This window comes from Micromonospora sp. NPDC002575, from assembly GCF_042889525.1.
Classification (GTDB): domain Bacteria; phylum Actinomycetota; class Actinomycetes; order Mycobacteriales; family Micromonosporaceae; genus Micromonospora; species Micromonospora carbonacea.
Window position 1 is genome coordinate 275,447 of the sequence record NZ_JBIARA010000002.1, and the last position, 17,638, is coordinate 293,084.

Consider the following 17,638-nt stretch of genomic DNA (forward strand, 5'->3'; position numbering starts at 1 on the left):
GATGGTCGCCGCCGCGCTGGGCCCGGGGGTCGCCGCCGCGACGGTCGACCGGGCCCTCGGGTGGCCGGCGGGCCACGCCGAGCCGATCATGTGCCGGCTCGCCGCGCGCGGGCTGCTGCGTCGGGCGGCGCGCGGCGGGTACGACGTCGCCGACCCGGCGCTGCGTCGAGCCGCGCACGACCGGCTGCCCCGGGCGGTCCGGGCTGCCGTCGACCGCCGCGCCGGCACGACGGCGCCCCCGGACCGCCCGACGCGACCCACGACGCACCCGGCCCCGGCTCGGCTCCGGCCGGCGCGCCCGGCCCCGGCGACGGCCCGGACGACGCACCCGGCCCCGGTCCAGGTCACCGACCTGGCGGCGTCGATCGCACCGGAACGCCCCGTGTCGGCGACAGCGCCCCGCCGAGGCCGCGCCCAGCCGGAACCGGGCCGGAGCCGCGGCCACGTTCAGCCGAGGCCGGGCCGGGGCCGCGGTCGCGGTCAGCCGGGCAGGGGCCGGGATCAGACCAGCGCCTCCAGCCGGGGCACCAGGTCCGCCGGGGCCGGCCTGGCGGCGATCTCGCCGCTGACCTCGCGGGCCGCCCGGGCCAGCGCCGGATCGGTGAGCAGCCGGGTGAGCAGTTCGGCGGTGATCCGCCGCGGCGCGACGGCGAGGCCGGCCCCCCGGGCGGCGACGAGGCCGGCGTTGTGCCGGCGGTCCCCCGGCCCCGTGGTCGCCAGCTGCGGGATGCCGGCGACGAACGCCCCGTACGCGCTGCCCGAGCCGCCGTGGTGCACCAGGGCCGCGCTCGCCGGCAGGGCGGCCGCCAGCGGGATCCAACCCACCGCCCGGACGTTGGCCGGCAGCCGCCGGGCCCGCCGGAGACCGGGCCGGACCAGGACGAACTCGGCGTCCACCCGGCCGGCGGCGGCCAGCACGGCACGCATGAGTCCGGCGCCGATCGGGCCCGCGATCGTGCTGCGGGTGACCAACACGCGGGGCCGGCGGCCGGGCTCGGCGAGCCAGCCCGGCAGTTCGCCGCCCCCGGCCCAGGCGGCGTAGCGCAGCGGCCAGCCCTCCTGGACGGTCACGCTGGGCGGGGCGATGGCCAGGGCGGCGGCGGGCGGCGGCAGCCCCGCGAGGCCGTGTCGGCGCAGCGCCCCGGCCAGCCGGGCGGTGGTCACCCGGACCAGTTCCCGGCCGTCGAACAGGGAGTTCTCCTGGCGTACGGCGGGGACGTCGAGCCGGGCGGCGGCGAGCGCGCCGGCCACCGCGAAGGGCTCGTAGAGCACCAGGTCGGGCCGCCACCGCGCCGCGAGCGCCACGAGACCGTCGGCCAGCTCGTCGTTGACCTGCCCGAAGAGCAGCGCAGCGCCCCGGGTGCCGGCCGTGCCGGCGACCTCGGCGCGGCCGAGAAGCGGATGGCGCAGCATCACCGACCGGGCGATCCGGCCGAAGTCGAAGCCGGGCACGACGTCGCGCACCGGCAGGCCGCTGCTGGCGGCGGCCATCCCGTCGGCGCCCGTGGCGACGAGCACCTCGTGGCCGGCGTCACGCAGCGCGAGGGCCAGCGGCAGCAGCGGGAAGACGTGCCCGATCAACGGTGCGGAGACCACCAGGACGCGCATTCGCCGATGGTAGGCGGCGCCCGGCCGGCGGTGGGGGCGGCGAGCGCGGGCGGCTGACCGCCCCGGCCGCACGCCGACGCGCGGGGCGTCCCGGAATGTGGACAGCGGCGCGACGCGCCCGGCGCGGACGGCCGAGGTCCCGGATCGTCGCCCACGGGAGCCCCACAATGACGCTGAGTTGCCTTCTCCCGAGAGGACCGCCGATGACCAGCAGCGGAGTCCGCCACGACACCTCACCGTCCGCAGTCACCTCCCCCGGAGTGCCACCGGCCACCCGCCGGGAGGACCTCGTCACCGTCCTGTTCGGGGCGTGCCTCACCGCCGGGGCGATGTCCGACGGGTGGGCGCACACCAACATCATCGAGACCATCGAGGGCTTCTTCACCCCGTGGCACGGGCTGCTCTACGCGGGCTTCGTGGCCACGGCGGCGTGGACGTTCTGGCTGGCGTACCGGCGGCGTGGCGGCGCGCCCCGATGGTGGCGCGACGGCTGGCCGGCCGGCTACCGGGTCGGCGCCGTCGCGGCGGTGACCTTCCTGCTCGCCGGCCTGGCCGATCTGGGCTGGCACGAGACGCTGGGGGTGGAGGTCGGCCTGGACGCCGCGTTCAGCCCGAGCCACCTGCTGCTCGACGCCTCGGCGGTGCTCCTGGTGACCAGCCCGCTGCGCTCGTGGTGGGCCAGCGGCGAGGGCGGCGCACGATCGGCCACGGGCGTCGCGTCGCTCGTGCTCGGCGCGATGACGCCGTCGATCCTGCTCACCTACGCGTCGGCATTCCTCACCCTCGCCCCGACCCGGGCCATCGGCGGCGTGGCCGCCCAGCCGCAGGCGGTGCTCGGCGTCGACGCGTACCTGCTCACGACGCTGCTGCTGGTCGGGCCGTTCCTGCTGGTCCACCGGCGGCGCGCGGTCCCCGGGGCGGGCGCCGCCCTGGTCGCCGGGGTCGCGCTGTACGACCTGGTGATGCACGAGTTTCCGACGACGCAGACGTGGGCGGCGCTGGGGGCCCTGGGCGGCGCGGCCGTCGCCGACGCGCTGCTGTGGCGGCTGGACGCGACGCGCGGCCCGGACGCGCCGCTACGGCTGCCGCTGGCCGGGGCGCTGCTCGGCGGCCTGCTGGCCGCCGGGCACCTGACCGGCCTCGCCCTGGCCGCCGGGATCCGCTGGACGCCGGAGGTGACCGGCGGCATCGTCGTCCTCGCCGCGCTGCTGGGCGCCCTGCTCGGCGGCCTGGCCGCCCGCCCCGCCCGGCCCGCCCCGGCCCCGGTGGCGTCGACGCCGACGGTACCGGCCCAGGCGGTCCCGCTCAGGGGATGAGCAGGGTCTTGCCGACCGCCGTCCGGCCCTCGACGGCGCGGTGCGCGTCGGCGGCACGGTCCAGCGGGAACATCTGCCCCACCAGCGGCGTGACCCGGCCCGTCGCGGCGGCGTCCAGGGCGGCCCGCAGGTGCGCCCGCCTGGCCTGCGGCCCGGCCGCCCGCAGGGCCCCGATGTCGGTGACCGTGACGCCCCGGGCGCGGGCCGAGGCGGGTGCGAAGACGGCGAAGCCGCCCGCCGGCGCGCCGTACGCGGCGACCCGGCCGCCCGACGCCACCAGGTCGTGCGCGGCCCGCCCGTACGCGCCGCCGGCGCCGTCGAGGAGCACGTCGACGCGGCCGAGGACGGCGCGTACCCGGTCGGTCCAGTCCGGGGCCGAGTAGTCCACGACCTCGCCGACGCCGAGGCGACGCAGGGCGTTCCCCTTGACCGCGCCGCCCGCCGCCACCACCCGGGCCCCCGCGGCCCGCGCCGCCTGGGCCAGCAGCGCGCCCGCTCCCCCGGCGGCGGCGGTGACCAGCACCCGCTCGCCGGGCCGCACGCCGACCAGGTCGAGCACGGCGAACGCGGTGGCGCCGTCGGTGAGCAGGGCGGCGGCGTCCCGCAGCGACACCGCCGCGGGCACGGCGAGGACGTCGTCGACCGGCACCGGGGCCCGGTCCAGGTAGCCGCCGGCCGGCCCGGTCCGGGCGACCACCCGCCGGCCCGTCCAGGCCGGATCGACGCCGGCGCCGACCGCGCTCACCGTCCCGGACACTCCCGAACCGGGACGGTACGGGGGCCGGACCGGGAACCACTGCCCGGCCCGGCCCGCGCGGATCGCCGTGTCGATCCAGAGCACGTTGGCGTACGCCGCCTCGACGACCACCTCGCCCGGGCCGGGCGTCGGATCGGGAACCTCCGTCAGGGTCAGCACCTCCGGCCCGCCGAACCGGGCCACCTCGATCACTCGCATCCCGCGCCTCCGCCTCCCTCGACCGTGTGCGGACAGCCTCGGAGGTGAAGCGGGGTTGAGGTCAACCGGCGCGCGGGGTGGCCCGGGTCACGGGTTCTCCGGGTCCAGGTTGCGCTCGCGCAGCAGCGCGTCCAGCTTGGCCTCGATCCGCTCGTCGGACTCGCGGGACTGGGACGAGCCCCAGTAGTAGAACAGGGCCAGCCCGGCGGCCTGCCAGATCAGCTGGAGGAACTCCGACTGCCAGTTCTCCAGGGTGCTGGCGAGGAACTGCGGCAGGAACTCGGACCAGGCGAACGCCTGCCCGTGCTGGCTCGCCTCGTTGCGCTGCACCACGAGCTGGAAGAGGAACTGGCCGGCCCACGAGAAGAGGAAGAGCGCGCCGGTGACCAGCGCGAAGGCGTACGCCCTGGGCCATCGCGGTTTTCGGAACGGCGGACCGGCGACCGGGCCGCGACTGCGGCCACCCCCGGTGTCGGCGCTGACGGGCGGGCGCATACCGGTCGACGTGCTGGTCTCCGCCATCACTTTCCCCCTCTCGGCGAACGATCGCACCGGTGATGTGCCCTGCCTGTACCTGGCCGAAACTGCGCTGAACAGGGACGGAGCCCTCACAGAACGCCGCCCCCTTGTTGCCATCGCCCGGCAACAAGCCTGGCCGCCGAACGCCTCGCCGCCATCCTCGACGCGGTCGAGGCCGGCACGCTGTGGCGGGGCGGCGGCGGTAGGCTCGGGCCGCTGGCACGCCGCTGCGGCTGGTGGGAGGGCGAGGGTGACAGGACCGACCCCGCGACGGGTCGACCCCGACGTCGACCTGCGGGTGCCGGCCGACCGGGGCGAGCTGCGCGCCCACCCGTGGGTCGTGCTCGGCGTCATCGCGGCCGGAGGCGTGCTCGGCGCGCTCGCCCGGGCGGGCGTCCAGGCGGCGTTCCCGCACCGGCCGACCGGGTTCCCCTGGGCGACGTTCGGCGTCAACGTGTCCGGGTGCCTGCTGATCGGGGCCCTGATGGCGGTGGTCACCGCCGGCCGCGTCCCGCCGCTCACCCGGCCGTTCGTGGGCGTGGGCGTGCTCGGCGGCTACACCACCTTCTCCACGTACGCGGTGGACGTGCGGCAGGCGGTGGCGGCCGGCGCGGCGGGCACCGCGCTGGCGTACCTCGTCGCCACCCTGCTGGGGGCGCTCGCCGGGGTCTGGGTCGGCGACGCCGCCGCGGCCCGGCTGCTCGGCCGCGCGAGCGGTTCGCGGGCCGACGGGCGGCATCCGGCCCGCCGGGGCGGAAGCGACGCCGCCGGCGGACGGAACGCGCCGTGACGGTGCTGCTGATCGCCCTCGGCGCGGCCGTCGGGGCGCCGCTGCGCTACCTCACCGACCGGGCCGTGCAGGCCCGGCACGCCTCGTCGTTCCCGTGGGGCACCCTGACCGTGAACGTGGTCGGCTCGCTGGTGCTCGGCGCCCTGGTCGCCGCCCCGGTCGGCCCGGCGGCCAGCGCGCTGCTGGCCACCGGGTTCTGCGGCGCGCTCACCACCTACTCCACCTTCGGGTACGAGACGCTGCGCCTGGCCCGCGACGGCGCCCGCCTGCTCGCCCTGGCGAACGTGCTGGCCAGCGTCGTCGCCGGGCTGGCCGCGGCGGCGGTGGGTTACGCGGCGACCCGCGCGCTGGTGGGCTAGCCTCCGCTCACGTGGGCGGTCGTGTGGTCGAGGATCACCTCGGCCAGCCGGGGAGCGATCGCGTCCGGCAGGGCATGGCCGAGCCCGGGCACGGTGACGAGCCGCGCGTTGCCCAGCAGCGCCGCGAGGTGTTGGGCGGAGGCGGTGCCGGCGACGGGGTCGGCCGGGGAGTCGACCACGAGGACGGGGGTGCCGACCGCCGCCAGCTCTGCGGCGCGGTCGAGGCCACCCTGGTCCGCGCGGGCGTGCGCGGCCACGTTCTCGTGCCGCCCGGCGTGCGCCATGATGCGCTCCTCCCGACGCCGGAACTCCTCGGCGTCGAAGGGCAACTCGCCGCCGTTGAGGACGCGCCAGTGCCGCACGCGCCACTCCAGTTCGGCGGCACGGTCCCGTGGCTGGAGCATGGTCTCCCACAGCGCCAGCAGGTCGGGGGCGATCCCCGGCCCGTCCGCCGGACCGCCGTCCATGGGGGTGGTGCCGATGAGGGTGGCCGTCGCCACACGTTCCGGGTGGTCGAGCAGCAGCAGTTGCGTCAGGGTGCCGCCCAGCGACATGCCCACCACGTGGGCGCGGTCGACGCCCAAAGCGTCGAGGATCCGCACGGCGTCGGCGGCGAGCGCGGTGAGCGGGTAGGGGTCCTCGTCGAAGGACCACGTCGACCGCCCGGTGTCGCGGTGGTCGTAGCGCACGACCCGGTGCCGGCGGGCCAACGCGTCCAGCAGGGCGTCCGGCCAGGTCAGGCCGGAGGCGTTGGCGCCCATGACGAGCAGCAGCGCCGGTGCGCCCGGGTCGCCGCGTTCCTCGGCCCACAGCCGGACGCCGGGCGCGACGGTGATCTCGTGTTCCATGCCACCACCCTGCCGGATCCCCGGTGCACCGTCCAACGGGTTCACCGGGCCCACGACGGTCACCCTCACGCGGTCACCCTGGCGACGAAGGCGGCGACGTGGGCCACCGTCCGCTCGATCCGCTCCTCCAGCGTGATCGACTCCGGGAGCCGCGCGCCGGGCCCGGCGTCCTTCCTGCCCCGCACGTACAGCGAGCAGGCGAGGTCGGTGCAGATGTAGGTGCCGACGGTGTTGCCCTGCTGGCCGGGCTTGCCCGCCCGGCGCGCGACCATGAGGGAGACGCCGCCGACCGGGGCCGTGAGGCACATCGCGCACATGGCGCGCGGTCGCTGGGCGGCGGCGGGGCTGGGGCAGCGCAGCGCGAGGGCCGTCGGGCGTCCGTCCAGCACGATGACGAGGTAGGCGCGGTCCGGGGCCTGGGGATCCCGCCAGCCGAGGTAGTCCAGGTCCGCCCAGGGCCGGTCGGCCAGGTCACGCGGGACGGGGAGGCGCTTCGCCTCGCCCTTGGTGCAGTTGACGAACGCGGCGCGGATCTGCTGCTCGGTCAGTGGCTCCATGGACGGCACGCTAGGTTGCCTAAAGCCATTAGGCAAACGCATAATCGGATTAGGCAACCGAGGAGGATCGTGGCCCGCGCAGGACTCACCGCAGAACGCCTGACCCTGGCCGGGGCGGAGCTGGCCGACGAGGTCGGCTTCGACCGGGTGACCGTCTCGGCGGTCGCCAGGCGGTTCGACGTCACGGTCGCCAGCCTCTACTCGCACCTGCGCAACTCCCAGGACCTCAGGACCAGGATCGCCCTGCTCGCCCTGGACGAACTCGCTGCCCGCGCCGCCGACGCCCTGGCCGGACGGTCCGGCAAGGACGCGCTGACCGCCCTGGCCGACGCCTACCGCGACTACGCCCGGGAGCATCCGGGCCGCTACGCCGCCGCCCAGCTCCGGCTCGACCCGGCCACGGCCGCCGCCAGCGCCGGCGTCCGGCACGCCCGGATGCTCCGGGCGATCCTGCGCGGGTACGACCTGGCCGAGCCCGACCAGACGCACGCGGTCCGCCTGCTGGGCAGCGTCTTCCACGGCTACGTCAGCCTGGAGCTGGCAGGCGGGTTCGACCACAGCGCCCCCGACACCCAGGAAACCTGGACCCGCGTCCTGGACGCCCTCGACGCCCTACTCCGCACCTGGCCCCCGCTCGGCCCGGCTCGGTGATCAAGAGGTTTGCGTCACCGTCGTGATCACCTTTGACGCTTTCCTCTTGATCACCGGGGCGGGGATGGGGGCCGGGCGGTTAGGACCAGGAGGAGTTCCGTGCGGGCGGTCGGGTCGTCCAGGTCGTCGCCGTACAGCTCGCGTAGACGCCTGATGCGGTAGCTGACGGTCTGCGGGTGCACGAACAGCTCCGTGGCCACCTCGGCGCGCGAGCCCCAGTGCCGCAGCCAGCTGTGGAGGGTGACCAGCAGGCTCTCCCGTTGCGCCGGGCGCAGGTGCGCCAGCGGCGCCAGCCGGCGGGCGGTGAGCACGGCCAGCGCGCCGGTCTCCCCGCGCAGGGTCAGCGCGGTCAGGTGGTCGTCGACGAAGACCGGCCCCGGGTCGGCCCCGGCCGGCCCGGGAGTCAGCTCCGCGAGGCGGACCGCCGACGGCACCCGCGCCCAGCCCAGCGTCGGCCCCACCACCGCCCCGCGCCCCGCGAGGGCCTCGGCGAGCTGCGGGCGGGCGGCGCGGGGGCCGCCCCGTAGCAGCAGCACCGCGTCGCGTCCGCGTTCGACCACGAGGCCGTCCGCGCCGTAGCGGAACCGGGCGTCGCGGGCCTGCTCCAGCGGCAGCAGCACCGGCGTCACCTCGTCGAGATGCGGCCAGCCGATCCGCGCGGCGGCGGCCTCGACGGCGGCGGGCAGGCCGTCGCCGCGCAGCAGCAGTTCGGCGAGCTGCCGACGCCGCCGGGCGCCCTCGCCGGCCTGCTCGCGCAGTTGGAGGGCGTAGCCGTCGGTGCTCGCGGCAACCAGCTCGTCGACGTACGCGGTGATCGCGTCCGACAGGTCGATCAGCTCCGCGGTGTCGACGGGACGCAGCCGGGCCAGCGACTCCGACGCGGTGCGCAGCATCAGCCGCGCCGCCGTCCGCTGCGCCGCCAGCAGCGCCTCCGGGCCACGGTCCTCGCGCGCCTCGCCGGCGCCGAGCGCGACGAAGACGTCCCGCACAGGCGGCGGCAGGGCCGGCTCGGCGGTGCCGACGAGGTCGACGAAACGCTCGAACGCGACCTGCACGGCGGTACGTACGTCCCGGGCGAACTTGGCGTCGGAGATGGCGGCGAAGGCCGGGGTGGCCTCGGTGACCGCCGCCGCGACCGCCCCGACGGTGGCGGGCAGGCGCGGGCGCATCGCGGCGGCCAGGTCGGCGGGGAGTCGCTCCCAGGGTGTGGCGGGCGCGCTCATCCCGCGATTTTGTCACGTGGTGACAATCAGGGGTCCCGTTCTCGCGTCCGGCGGGACGGTGCTCCGCGCCGGCCGCCCGGCGACGATGGACCGCGACGGGCACCCCCGCCGATCCAGTCGTGGCCCGCACCGAGGAGAGCGCCGTGGAGCACCGCACGTCCCGCCAACACGTCGTCGACATGTGCCGCACCATGCTCGCCCGCGGCTACCTCAAGGCCACGGAGGGCAACGTGTCGGTCCGCGTGCCCGGCCACGAGCTGTACGCGGTCACCCCCAGCAACTACGACTACGACCGGATGCGGGTCGAGGACGTCTGCATCGTCGACTTCGCCGGCAAGCACGTGCCCGACGGCTCCGGCACGGGCCTCCCGCCGTCGATCGAGTGCGGGATGCACGCCAACATCTACCGGCAGCGGCCGGACGTCAACGCGATCGTGCACACCCACCAGCCGTACGCCTCGGCGTTGGCCTTCCTGCGCCGGCCGATCCCGGCGCTCACCGACGAGCAGGTGCGCTTCCTCGGCAAGCGGGTCGCCATCGTCGACTACGCCCCGTCGGGCACCGGCTTCCTCGCGAAGAACGTGCAGAAGAAGGTGGCCGGCGGGGACAACGCGTTCATCCTCGCCAACCACGGGATCGTCGCCCTGGGCACGGACCCGGACCGGGCGGTGTTCAACATGGCGCTGCTGGAGAAGGTGTCGATCGCCTACCTGCTGGCGTTGACCACCGAGACCGGGAAGGTCTACACCATCCCGACGGCGATCCGGGAGGTCGCCTTCGGCAAGCTGCGCGCCGACGAGAAGCGTATCGCCGCCCAGATCACCGAGGCGGTGCCGCCGCTGCGGGTGCCCGCCGGCGAGGAGCCGCCCAGCGCCGACGCGACGGCCGCCGCGCTCGCCGCCGCCGGAAGGAACACCGCCGCCGGCACGGGAAGCGACGGCGGGGACACCGCCGCCGACACGGAGAACCGCAGCGAGGCGGCCCGGCTCGGGTACGCGATCAGCGAGTATCCCGACGTCGACGACGTCATGCGCCGGCTCAGGGCGCTGGTCGCCCAGCCGATCCGCGGGCTGCGCCACGACGCGCTGCTCGACGTGCTCAACTACTACGAGACCAAGTGCCGGGCCAGCCGGGAGATCACCGAGCGGGCGAAGCGGCGCATCCCCGGCGGCGTGCAGCACAACCTGGCGTTCAACTACCCGTTCCCCCTGGCGATCGAGCGGGCCGAGGGCGCGCACCTGGTCGACCGCGACGGCAACACCTACATCGACTTCCTCCAGGCCGGCGGCCCGACGATCCTGGGCAGCAACTACGGGCCGGTCAACGAGCGGGTCGCGGAGGTCGTGCGGGCGTCCGGGCCGGTCACCGGCCTGTTCCACGAGTACGAGCTGAAGCTCGCCGAGATCATCCACCGGTACCTGCCGCACGTGGAGATGTACCGGGCGCTCGGCTCGGGCACCGAGGCGGTGATGGCCGCCGTGCGCGGGGCGCGGGCGTTCACCGGCAAGAAGATGGTGATCAAGGTCGGCGGCGCGTACCACGGGTGGTCCGACACCATGGTCTACGGGCTGCGGGTGCCCGGGACCTACCGGATGAACGCCAAGGGCATCCCCTTCGGCGCGACCAGCCGCACCCGGGAGGCGTTCCCGCACGACCTGGGGCAGCTGCGGCGCAAGCTGATTGAGAACCGGCTGCGGGGCGGCACGGCCGCCGTCGTGGTCGAGCCCGTCGGCCCGGAGTCCGGCACCCGGCCGGTGCCGCGTGATTTCAACGCCAAGGTACGCCAGCTCTGCGACGAGTTCGGGGCGCTGCTGGTCTTCGACGAGGTGGTCACCGGGTTCCGCCTCGGCCTGGGCGGCGCGGCCGGCTACTTCGGCGTCACCCCCGACCTGACGGTGCTGGGCAAGGCTGTCTCCGGCGGGTACCCGATGGCCGGCGGCGTCGGCGGTCGCGCCGACGTGATGGCGGTCTTCGGCTCCGGGCTGGACGGCCGCAGCGGCGCGCACATCCAGGTCGGCGGGACCCTGTCGGCGAACCCGCTGTCCTGCGCGGCCGGCTACTTCGCCATCGAGGAGATGGCCCGCACCAACGCGCCGGTCATCGCCGGGCGGGCCGGCGACCGGCTCACCCGGGGCCTGCAACGGCTCATCGACCGCTACGGCCTGCCGTACGTCGCCTACAACCAGGGCTCGATCGTGCACCTGGAGTGCAGCGGCGTCATGCTGCTGGACATGCGCCACCCGGTGAAGCTGCTCAAGGAGAACAAGGCCCGCAAGCGGCTGATGGAGCAGATGGGCGCGGCGTACGCTGCGCACGGCATCATCACGCTGGCCGGCTCGCGGATGTACACCTCGATGGCCGACACCGACGAGGTCATCGACGACGCGCTCGCGCGGTTCGACCAGGTGTTCGCGCAGGTCGAAGGGGTCTGAGCCGGTGGCAGCCACGGCACCGCAGGTGCTCGCGATCGACCTGGGCACCTCCGGCATGAAGGCCGCCCTCGTCGCCGCCGACGGCGTCGTCACCGGCTGGGCCGAGCGGGCCGTGCCGCTGCGGGTGCTGCCCGGCGGCGGCGCCGAGCAGGATCCCCGCGCCTGGTGGGACGCCCTCGGGCAGGCCGCCGCCGACCTGGGCCGCGCCCACCCCGACCACCTGCGCGCGGTCGCCGTCGTGTGCGCCTCCACGCAGGGCGAGGGGACGATCGCCGTCGACGCGGCCGGTGAGCCGCTGACGGCGTGCATCAGCTGGCTGGACATGCGGGGCGCGGCGAACCTGCGCCGCCAGTTCGGCGGCTTCCCCGCGTACCACGGGTTGTCGGTGCGTCGGATCGCGCGCTGGCTGCGGCTCACCGGCGGCATGCCGTCGCCGACCGGCAAGGACCCGGCGGCGCACATGCTGCTGGTCCGCGACGAGATGCCGCAGGTGTACGCGCGCACCGCGTCGTTCCTCAACGTGCTGGACTGGATCAACCTGAAGCTGACCGGGCGGACGGTGGCCACCGTCGACTCGATCCTCACCTCGTGGGTGACCGACAACCGGCGGCCGGGCGACGTCCGCTACTCCCCCGCCCTGGTCGCCGACTGCGGCATCGACCGGGACAAGCTGCCGCCGATCGTGGCCTGCACCGACGTGATCGGCACGCTGTCCCCGGCCGCCGCCGCGCACCTGGGCCTGCCGGAGTCGGTGCGGGTGGTCGCCGGGGCCATCGACAACACGGCCGCCGCGATCGGGGCGGGCACGACCGGCGACAACGAGCCGCACCTCTATCTCGGCACCTCGTCGTGGGTCGCCGCACACGTGCCGGCGAAGAAGACCGACGTGGCCGCCGGGATCGCCGCGGTGCCGTGCGCCATCCCCGACCGCTACCTGATGACCGCGTTGCAGGCCACCGCCGGGGCCAACCTGACCTGGCTGCGCGACAAGGTCGTCGAGTACGACGACCCGCTGCTGGGCGCGGGGCAGGTCAGCCGCGACGAGGGCACCATCTTCGACGCGTTCGACACGATCATCCCGACGGTGCCGCCGGGCGCGAACGGCGTCCTCTACACCCCGTGGCTCTACGGCGAACGCGCCCCGGTCGACGACCCGCACCTGCGCGCGGCGTTCCTCAACATCTCGCTGGACACCAACCGCTCCGACCTGCTGCGGGCGGTCTTCGAGGGCGTCGCGTTCAACACCCGCTGGCTGTTCCGGGCCGTCGACCGGTTCCTCGGCGCGCCCGTCACCTCGCTGGCGATCACCGGCGGCGGGGCGCTGTCGGACTCGTGGTGCCAGATCTTCGCCGACGTGCTCGGCGTCGAGATCCGGCGCGACGCGAACCCCCTGGCGGTCAACGCCCGGGGCGCGGGCTGGATCGGCGCGGTCGGCACCGGGATGGTCGACTTCGCCGACCTGCCCGGCCTGATGCGCAGCGACCGGGTGTTCGTGCCGACGCCCGCGCACCGGGCCACGTACGACGAGATCTTCGACGTCTACCGCCAGTTGCACCGGCGGCTGGCCCCGGTCTACCGGCGGCTGCGCGGTTAGCCGCCCGCGCACCGCCCCGCCGGGCGGGGCGCAGCGCGGCGCGGGCGGCCTGCCGGTCGGGCCGGCCGCGCAGTCACCCGATGTCGGCCAGCCTCGGCAGCACCTCGTCGGCGACCCGCCGGGTGAACTCCACCGGGTGCCGGTCCGGCATGACCTGCACCTCGGTCACCCCGAGCGCGGCGTACGCGGCCACGTCGGCGACGAACGCGTCGACGTCGGCCAACGGCGGTCGCATCATGACGGCCGTCTTCTCGATCGTGTCGTAGTCGCGGCCCTCGGCGGCGCAGTGGCCGCGCAGCACGTCCAGCTTGCGGGCCACGTCCTCGGGGCTGGAGCCGAACAGGTTGCACGCGTCGGCGTACCGGGCGACCAGCAGCAGCGTCTTGCGTTCACCGCCGCCGCCAACCATGATCGGCGGGTGCGGGCGGCGCAGCGGCTGCGGCGAGTTCAGCGTCTCGGCCAGCCGGTAGTGCCGGCCCTCGAAGGGCCCGTCGTCGTCGCTGAACATCTGCCGGCAGATCCGCAGCGTCTCCTCCAGCCGCTCGAACCGCTCGGCCACCGGGACGACCGGCACGCCGAGCCCGCGCTGCTCCCGCTCGTACCAGGACGCGCCGATGCCGAGGCGGGCCCGGCCGCCGGAGAGCACGTCCAGCGTGGTGACGATCTTCGCGAGCAACCCCGGGTGGCGGTACATGACGCCGGTGACCAGCACACCCAGCGTCATCCTCCGGGTCAGCGCCGCGACGTAGCCGAGGGTCGTGTACGCCTCCAGCATCGGCTCCTCGGCCGGGGCCTGGGCCTCCATCTGGAAGTAGTGGTCCATCACGGTGAACGACGCGAACCCCGCCTGCTCGGCGAGGGTGGCGGTCTCGGCCAGGGTCGGCGCGATCGCCGCCGCGTCGGCCGGGGTCGAGAACGTCCAGTAGTGCAGTCCGAGTTTCATCTCCACACCTCCGGGTCGAGCCTAGTGGCGACCGGGCCGTCGCACTGGGTGGGAACGATTCGACGGTTCTGGGCCGGTATCCGGTAGTCTCCCGTTACCAGGGCGAGAGGCGCTGCGACGGGCCCGGCCCGCCACGCTCGACCTGGGAGCACGTGGACCAAGGGCGCCTCCGAGACTTCGGGGGTGGTTGGTGTGGGTTCGTCCGCCGACGGTTCAGGCGCCGTTGCGGCGTTGCGGCGGCTGCTGGCCGAGCGCATCGTGGTGCTCGACGGCGCGTGGGGCACCATGTTGCAGGGCGCGAAGCTCTCCCCCGCCGACTACCGGGGCGACCTGATCGGCGCGGACCATCCCCGCGACGTCACCGGCGACCCCGACCTGCTCAACCTGACCCGCCCCGACCTGATCCTGGACGTGCACCGGCAATACCTCGCGGCCGGGGCCGACATCACCACCACCAACACGTTCACCGCCACGAGCATCGGGCAGGCCGACTACGGCCTGGAGGCGCTGGCGCGCGAGATGAACGTGCGCGGCGCGCAGCTCGCCCGGCAGGCCGCGGACGAGGCCGGCGGGCGGTTCGTCGCCGGCTCCGTCGGCCCGCTCAACGTCACGCTGTCGCTGTCGCCGCGGGTGGAGGACCCCGCGTACCGGGCGGTGACGTTCGACGACGTCAAGGCCGCGTACGCGGAGCAGATGGCGGCGCTGGCCGAGGGCGGGGTCGACCTGCTGCTGGTGGAGACGATCTTCGACACGCTCAACGCGAAGGCGGCGATCGCGGCGGCCCGCGAGGCGGCCCCCCACCTGCCGCTGTGGATCTCCGTGACGGTGGTGGACCTGAGCGGCCGCACGCTGTCGGGGCAGACGGTGGAGGCGTTCTGGCGCTCCATCGCGCACGCCGAGCCGCTGGTCGTCGGCGTCAACTGCGCGCTCGGCGCGGCGGAGATGCGCCCGCACGTGGCGGAGCTGTCCCGGCTGGCCGGCGCCTACGTCGCCGCGCACCCCAACGCCGGGCTGCCCAACGCGTTCGGCGGCTACGACCAGACGCCGGAGGAGATCGGCGCGCTGCTCGGCGGCTTCGCCGGCGACGGCCTGGTCAACATCGTCGGCGGCTGCTGCGGGACGACCCCGCCGCACATCGCCGGGATCGCGGCGGCGGTGCGGGGCATGCCGCCGCGGCCGGTCGCCCGGGAGGCCCCGGCGACCCGGTTCAGCGGCCTGGAGCCGTTCACCATCGGGCCCGACACCGGCTTCGTGATGATCGGCGAGCGCACCAACGTGACCGGCTCGGCGCGGTTCCGCCGGCTCATCGAGGCCGACGACCACCAGGGCGCGGTCGACGTGGCCGTCGAGCAGGTGCGCGGCGGCGCGAACCTGCTCGACGTCAACATGGACGCCGACCTGCTCGACAGCGAGCGGGCGATGACCACGTTCCTCAACCTGATCGCCACCGAGCCCGAGGTGGCCCGGATCCCCATCATGATCGACAGCTCCCGGTGGAGCGTGCTCGAAGCCGGCCTGAAGTGCGTGCAGGGCAAGGGCGTGGTCAACTCGATCAGCCTGAAGGAGGGCCCGGAGCCGTTCCTGGCCCAGGCCCGGGCGATCCGCGGCTACGGCGCGGGCGTGGTGGTGATGGCCTTCGACGAGCAGGGCCAGGCCGACACCACCGAACGCAAGGTCGAGATCTGCGGGCGGGCGTACGACCTGCTGGTGCGCGAGGCCGGCTTCGCCCCCGAGGACATCATCTTCGACCCGAACGTGCTGGCCGTGGCCACCGGCATCGCCGAGCACAACGGCTACGCGAAGGCGTTCATCGACGCCCTGCCGCTGATCAAGGCCCGCTGCCCCGGCGCGCGCACCAGCGGCGGCATCTCCAACCTGTCGTTCGCGTTCCGCGGCAACGACGTGGTGCGCGAGGCGATGCACTCCGCGTTCCTGTTCCACGCCGTGCGGGCCGGGCTGGACATGGGCATCGTCAACGCCGGCCAGCTCGGCGTCTACGAGAACATCCCGGCGGACCTGCTCGAACTGGTCGAGGACGTCATCTTCGACCGCCGGCCCGACGCCACCGACCGGCTGGTCACCTTCGCGTCCACGGTCACCGGGTCGGGCACCAAGCGGGAGGTCGACCTGGCCTGGCGGGCCGCGCCCGTCACCGAGCGGCTCACGCACGCGCTGGTGCACGGCATCGTCGACTACGTCGAGGCCGACACCGAGGAGGCCCGCCTGCTGTTCGACCGGCCCCTCGACGTCATCGAGGGCCCGCTGATGGACGGCATGAAGGTCGTCGGCGACCTGTTCGGCGCGGGCAAGATGTTCCTGCCGCAGGTGGTCAAGAGCGCCCGGGTGATGAAGCGGTCGGTGGCCTACCTGGAGCCGTACATGAGCAAGGAGCGGGCCGCCGGGCAGGGCCAGGGCAAGGTCGTCCTCGCCACGGTCAAGGGCGACGTGCACGACATCGGCAAGAACATCGTCGGCGTCGTCCTCGGCTGCAACAACTACGAGGTCGTCGACCTGGGCGTGATGGTGCCGGCCGCGCGGATCCTGGACACCGCCGTGGCCGAGGGCGCCGACGCGATCGGCCTGTCGGGGCTGATCACGCCGTCGCTGGACGAGATGGTCGCCGTCGCGGGCGAGATGCAGCGCCGGGGGCTGCGGATGCCGCTGCTCATCGGCGGGGCGACCACGTCGCGGCAGCACACGGCGGTGCGGATCGCCCCCGCGTACGAGGGGCCGACGGTCCACGTGCTCGACGCGTCCCGGGTCGTCGGCGTGGTCTCCGACCTGCTCGACGCCGACCGCGCGCAGACCCTCGACACGGCCAACCGGGCCGAGCAGGAGCGGCTGCGCGAGCAGCACGCCAACCGGCACGCCCAGCCGCTGCTCACCCTCGCCCAGGCCCGCGCCAACCGCGAGCGGGTCGACTTCGCCGACCTGCCGGTGCCCGCGTTCACCGGCGTACGCGTCGTCGAGCCGTCCCTCACCGAGCTGCGCGAGATGATCGACTGGCAGTTCCTGTTCCTGGCGTGGGAGCTGAAGGGCAAGTTCCCGGCGATCCTCGACCAGCCCGTCGCCCGCGAGCTCTACGACGACGCCAACACCCTGCTCGACGCGATCGTCGCCGACGGGTCGCTGCGCGCCCGGGGCGCGTACGGCTTCTGGACGGCGCACGCCGAGGGCGACGACATCGTCCTCGACGACGCCGGGGTGCGCCTGCCGATGCTGCGCCAGCAGACCGCCAAGCCCACCGGCCGGGCCAACCGGTGCCTCGCCGACTACGTCGCGCCGGCCGGCGACCACCTGGGCGGCTTCGCGGTGGCGGTGCACGGCGCGGAGGAATTGGCCGCCCGCTACGAGGCCGAGCACGACGACTACCGCGCCATCATGGTCAAGGCGCTGGCCGACCGGCTCGCCGAGGCGTTCGCCGAGCACCTGCACCTGCGGGCCCGCCGCGACTGGTTCGAGCCCGACGCCGCCCCGGCGCTGGCGGACCTGCACGCCGAGCGGTTCCGGGGCATCCGGCCCGCGCTGGGCTACCCGGCCAGCCCGGACCACAGCGAGAAGCGGGACCTGTTCGACCTGCTCGGCGCGGAGAAGCTGGGCATCGGCCTGACGGAGTCGTACGCGATGACGCCCGCGGCGGCCGTCAGCGGCCTGATCTTCGCCCACCCCGACTCGCGGTACTTCACGGTCGGGCGGATCGGCCGCGACCAGGCCGAGGACTACGCGGCCCGGCGTCGCGTGGCCCTCGCCGAGGTCGAGCGCTGGCTGCGCCCGAACCTCGCCTACGAGCCGTGACCGGCGCGGCCGGGCCCGCCCGGCGGCGGGCCCGGCCGGCGCGGGGTC

The 17,638-nt window shown here is 75.1% G+C and carries 14 protein-coding genes; 7 read left to right on the forward strand and 7 right to left on the reverse strand.

The genetic code is table 11. From position 1 onward, the window contains the following. Positions 1-501: 501 nt before the first annotated feature. Positions 502-1,608 (reverse strand): nucleotide disphospho-sugar-binding domain-containing protein, encoded by a 1,107-nt coding sequence (locus ACFYWL_RS04685; protein ID WP_386967335.1) that lies wholly within the window; start codon positions 1,606-1,608, stop codon positions 502-504. Between the two features lie 203 nt (positions 1,609-1,811). Here ACFYWL_RS04685 and ACFYWL_RS04690 point away from each other — a divergent pair, with 203 nt between their 5' ends. Further along, on the forward strand, positions 1,812-2,924 hold the full coding sequence (locus ACFYWL_RS04690) for a hypothetical protein (protein WP_386967338.1): 1,113 nt from the start codon (positions 1,812-1,814) through the stop codon (positions 2,922-2,924). On the opposite strand, the gene ACFYWL_RS04695 is transcribed toward ACFYWL_RS04690, so the two are convergent. Together ACFYWL_RS04695 and ACFYWL_RS04700 are read right to left on the reverse strand one after the other, a co-directional pair. Next, positions 2,914-3,879, reverse strand: a complete 966-nt coding sequence (locus ACFYWL_RS04695; RefSeq protein ID WP_386967341.1) for a zinc-binding dehydrogenase — start codon at positions 3,877-3,879, stop codon at positions 2,914-2,916. The two genes, ACFYWL_RS04690 and ACFYWL_RS04695, sit on opposite strands and share 11 nt — an antisense overlap. Positions 3,880-3,966: 87 nt before the next feature. Next, positions 3,967-4,401, reverse strand: coding sequence for a DUF6766 family protein (locus ACFYWL_RS04700; protein ID WP_386967344.1), 435 nt, complete (start codon positions 4,399-4,401; stop codon positions 3,967-3,969). A 247-nt stretch (positions 4,402-4,648) separates the two neighbouring features. Here ACFYWL_RS04700 and ACFYWL_RS04705 point away from each other — a divergent pair, with 247 nt between their 5' ends. Together ACFYWL_RS04705 and crcB are read left to right on the forward strand one after the other, a co-directional pair. Continuing rightward, positions 4,649-5,188 (forward strand): CrcB family protein, encoded by a 540-nt coding sequence (locus tag ACFYWL_RS04705; protein WP_386967347.1) that lies wholly within the window; start codon positions 4,649-4,651, stop codon positions 5,186-5,188. Beyond that, on the forward strand, positions 5,185-5,547 hold the full coding sequence (gene crcB, locus ACFYWL_RS04710; RefSeq protein ID WP_386967350.1) for a fluoride efflux transporter CrcB: 363 nt from the start codon (positions 5,185-5,187) through the stop codon (positions 5,545-5,547). The genes ACFYWL_RS04705 and crcB overlap by 4 nt, the downstream gene beginning before the upstream one ends. Here the strand turns inward: crcB and ACFYWL_RS04715 are convergent. After that, the gene (locus ACFYWL_RS04715) at positions 5,544-6,395 is read right to left on the reverse strand and encodes an alpha/beta fold hydrolase (RefSeq protein WP_386967353.1); all 852 of its coding nucleotides are present in this window, start codon (positions 6,393-6,395) and stop codon (positions 5,544-5,546) included. The genes crcB and ACFYWL_RS04715 overlap by 4 nt on opposite strands. Before the next feature lie 65 nt (positions 6,396-6,460). After that, positions 6,461-6,952 carry an FBP domain-containing protein gene (locus tag ACFYWL_RS04720; protein WP_386967355.1) on the reverse strand — a complete coding sequence of 164 codons (492 nt, stop codon included), beginning with the start codon at positions 6,950-6,952 and terminating at the stop codon, positions 6,461-6,463. 69 nt (positions 6,953-7,021) lie between these two features. Here ACFYWL_RS04720 and ACFYWL_RS04725 point away from each other — a divergent pair, with 69 nt between their 5' ends. Further along, positions 7,022-7,603: a TetR/AcrR family transcriptional regulator gene (locus tag ACFYWL_RS04725; protein ID WP_386967358.1), complete on the forward strand. Its 582-nt coding sequence runs from the start codon at positions 7,022-7,024 to the stop codon at positions 7,601-7,603. Positions 7,604-7,653: 50 nt separating this feature from the next. Here ACFYWL_RS04725 and ACFYWL_RS04730 read toward each other — a convergent pair whose 3' ends face one another. After that, a complete protein-coding gene (locus ACFYWL_RS04730) occupies positions 7,654-8,826 on the reverse strand; it encodes a PucR family transcriptional regulator (RefSeq protein WP_386967360.1) in 1,173 nt (390 codons plus the stop codon). A 143-nt stretch (positions 8,827-8,969) separates the two neighbouring features. Here ACFYWL_RS04730 and ACFYWL_RS04735 point away from each other — a divergent pair, with 143 nt between their 5' ends. After that, positions 8,970-11,258, forward strand: a complete 2,289-nt coding sequence (locus ACFYWL_RS04735) for an aminotransferase class III-fold pyridoxal phosphate-dependent enzyme (protein WP_386967363.1) — start codon at positions 8,970-8,972, stop codon at positions 11,256-11,258. A 4-nt stretch (positions 11,259-11,262) separates the two neighbouring features. Next, positions 11,263-12,852 (forward strand): FGGY-family carbohydrate kinase, encoded by a 1,590-nt coding sequence (locus ACFYWL_RS04740; RefSeq protein ID WP_386967366.1) that lies wholly within the window; start codon positions 11,263-11,265, stop codon positions 12,850-12,852. Positions 12,853-12,925: 73 nt separating this feature from the next. Here ACFYWL_RS04740 and ACFYWL_RS04745 read toward each other — a convergent pair whose 3' ends face one another. Continuing rightward, on the reverse strand, positions 12,926-13,795 hold the full coding sequence (locus tag ACFYWL_RS04745; protein ID WP_386967369.1) for an LLM class F420-dependent oxidoreductase: 870 nt from the start codon (positions 13,793-13,795) through the stop codon (positions 12,926-12,928). Between the two features lie 192 nt (positions 13,796-13,987). On the opposite strand from ACFYWL_RS04745, the gene metH reads away from it, so the two are divergent. After that, positions 13,988-17,590 (forward strand): methionine synthase, encoded by a 3,603-nt coding sequence (gene metH, locus ACFYWL_RS04750; RefSeq protein WP_386967372.1) that lies wholly within the window; start codon positions 13,988-13,990, stop codon positions 17,588-17,590. Positions 17,591-17,638 lie beyond the last annotated feature (48 nt).

Excerpts from the sequence above, each read along its gene's own strand:
- ACFYWL_RS04685 (WP_386967335.1), bottom strand. The coding sequence starts at position 1,608 with ATGCGCGTCCTGGTGGTCTCCGCACCGTTGATCGGGCACGTCTTCCCG.
- ACFYWL_RS04720 (WP_386967355.1), bottom strand. The coding sequence starts at position 6,952 with ATGGAGCCACTGACCGAGCAGCAGATCCGCGCCGCGTTCGTCAACTGC.
- ACFYWL_RS04745 (WP_386967369.1), bottom strand. The coding sequence starts at position 13,795 with ATGAAACTCGGACTGCACTACTGGACGTTCTCGACCCCGGCCGACGCG.
- ACFYWL_RS04730 (WP_386967360.1), bottom strand. The coding sequence starts at position 8,826 with ATGAGCGCGCCCGCCACACCCTGGGAGCGACTCCCCGCCGACCTGGCC.
- ACFYWL_RS04715 (WP_386967353.1), bottom strand. The coding sequence starts at position 6,395 with ATGGAACACGAGATCACCGTCGCGCCCGGCGTCCGGCTGTGGGCCGAG.
- ACFYWL_RS04695 (WP_386967341.1), bottom strand. The coding sequence starts at position 3,879 with ATGCGAGTGATCGAGGTGGCCCGGTTCGGCGGGCCGGAGGTGCTGACC.
- ACFYWL_RS04690 (WP_386967338.1), top strand. The coding sequence starts at position 1,812 with ATGACCAGCAGCGGAGTCCGCCACGACACCTCACCGTCCGCAGTCACC.
- ACFYWL_RS04700 (WP_386967344.1), bottom strand. The coding sequence starts at position 4,401 with ATGGCGGAGACCAGCACGTCGACCGGTATGCGCCCGCCCGTCAGCGCC.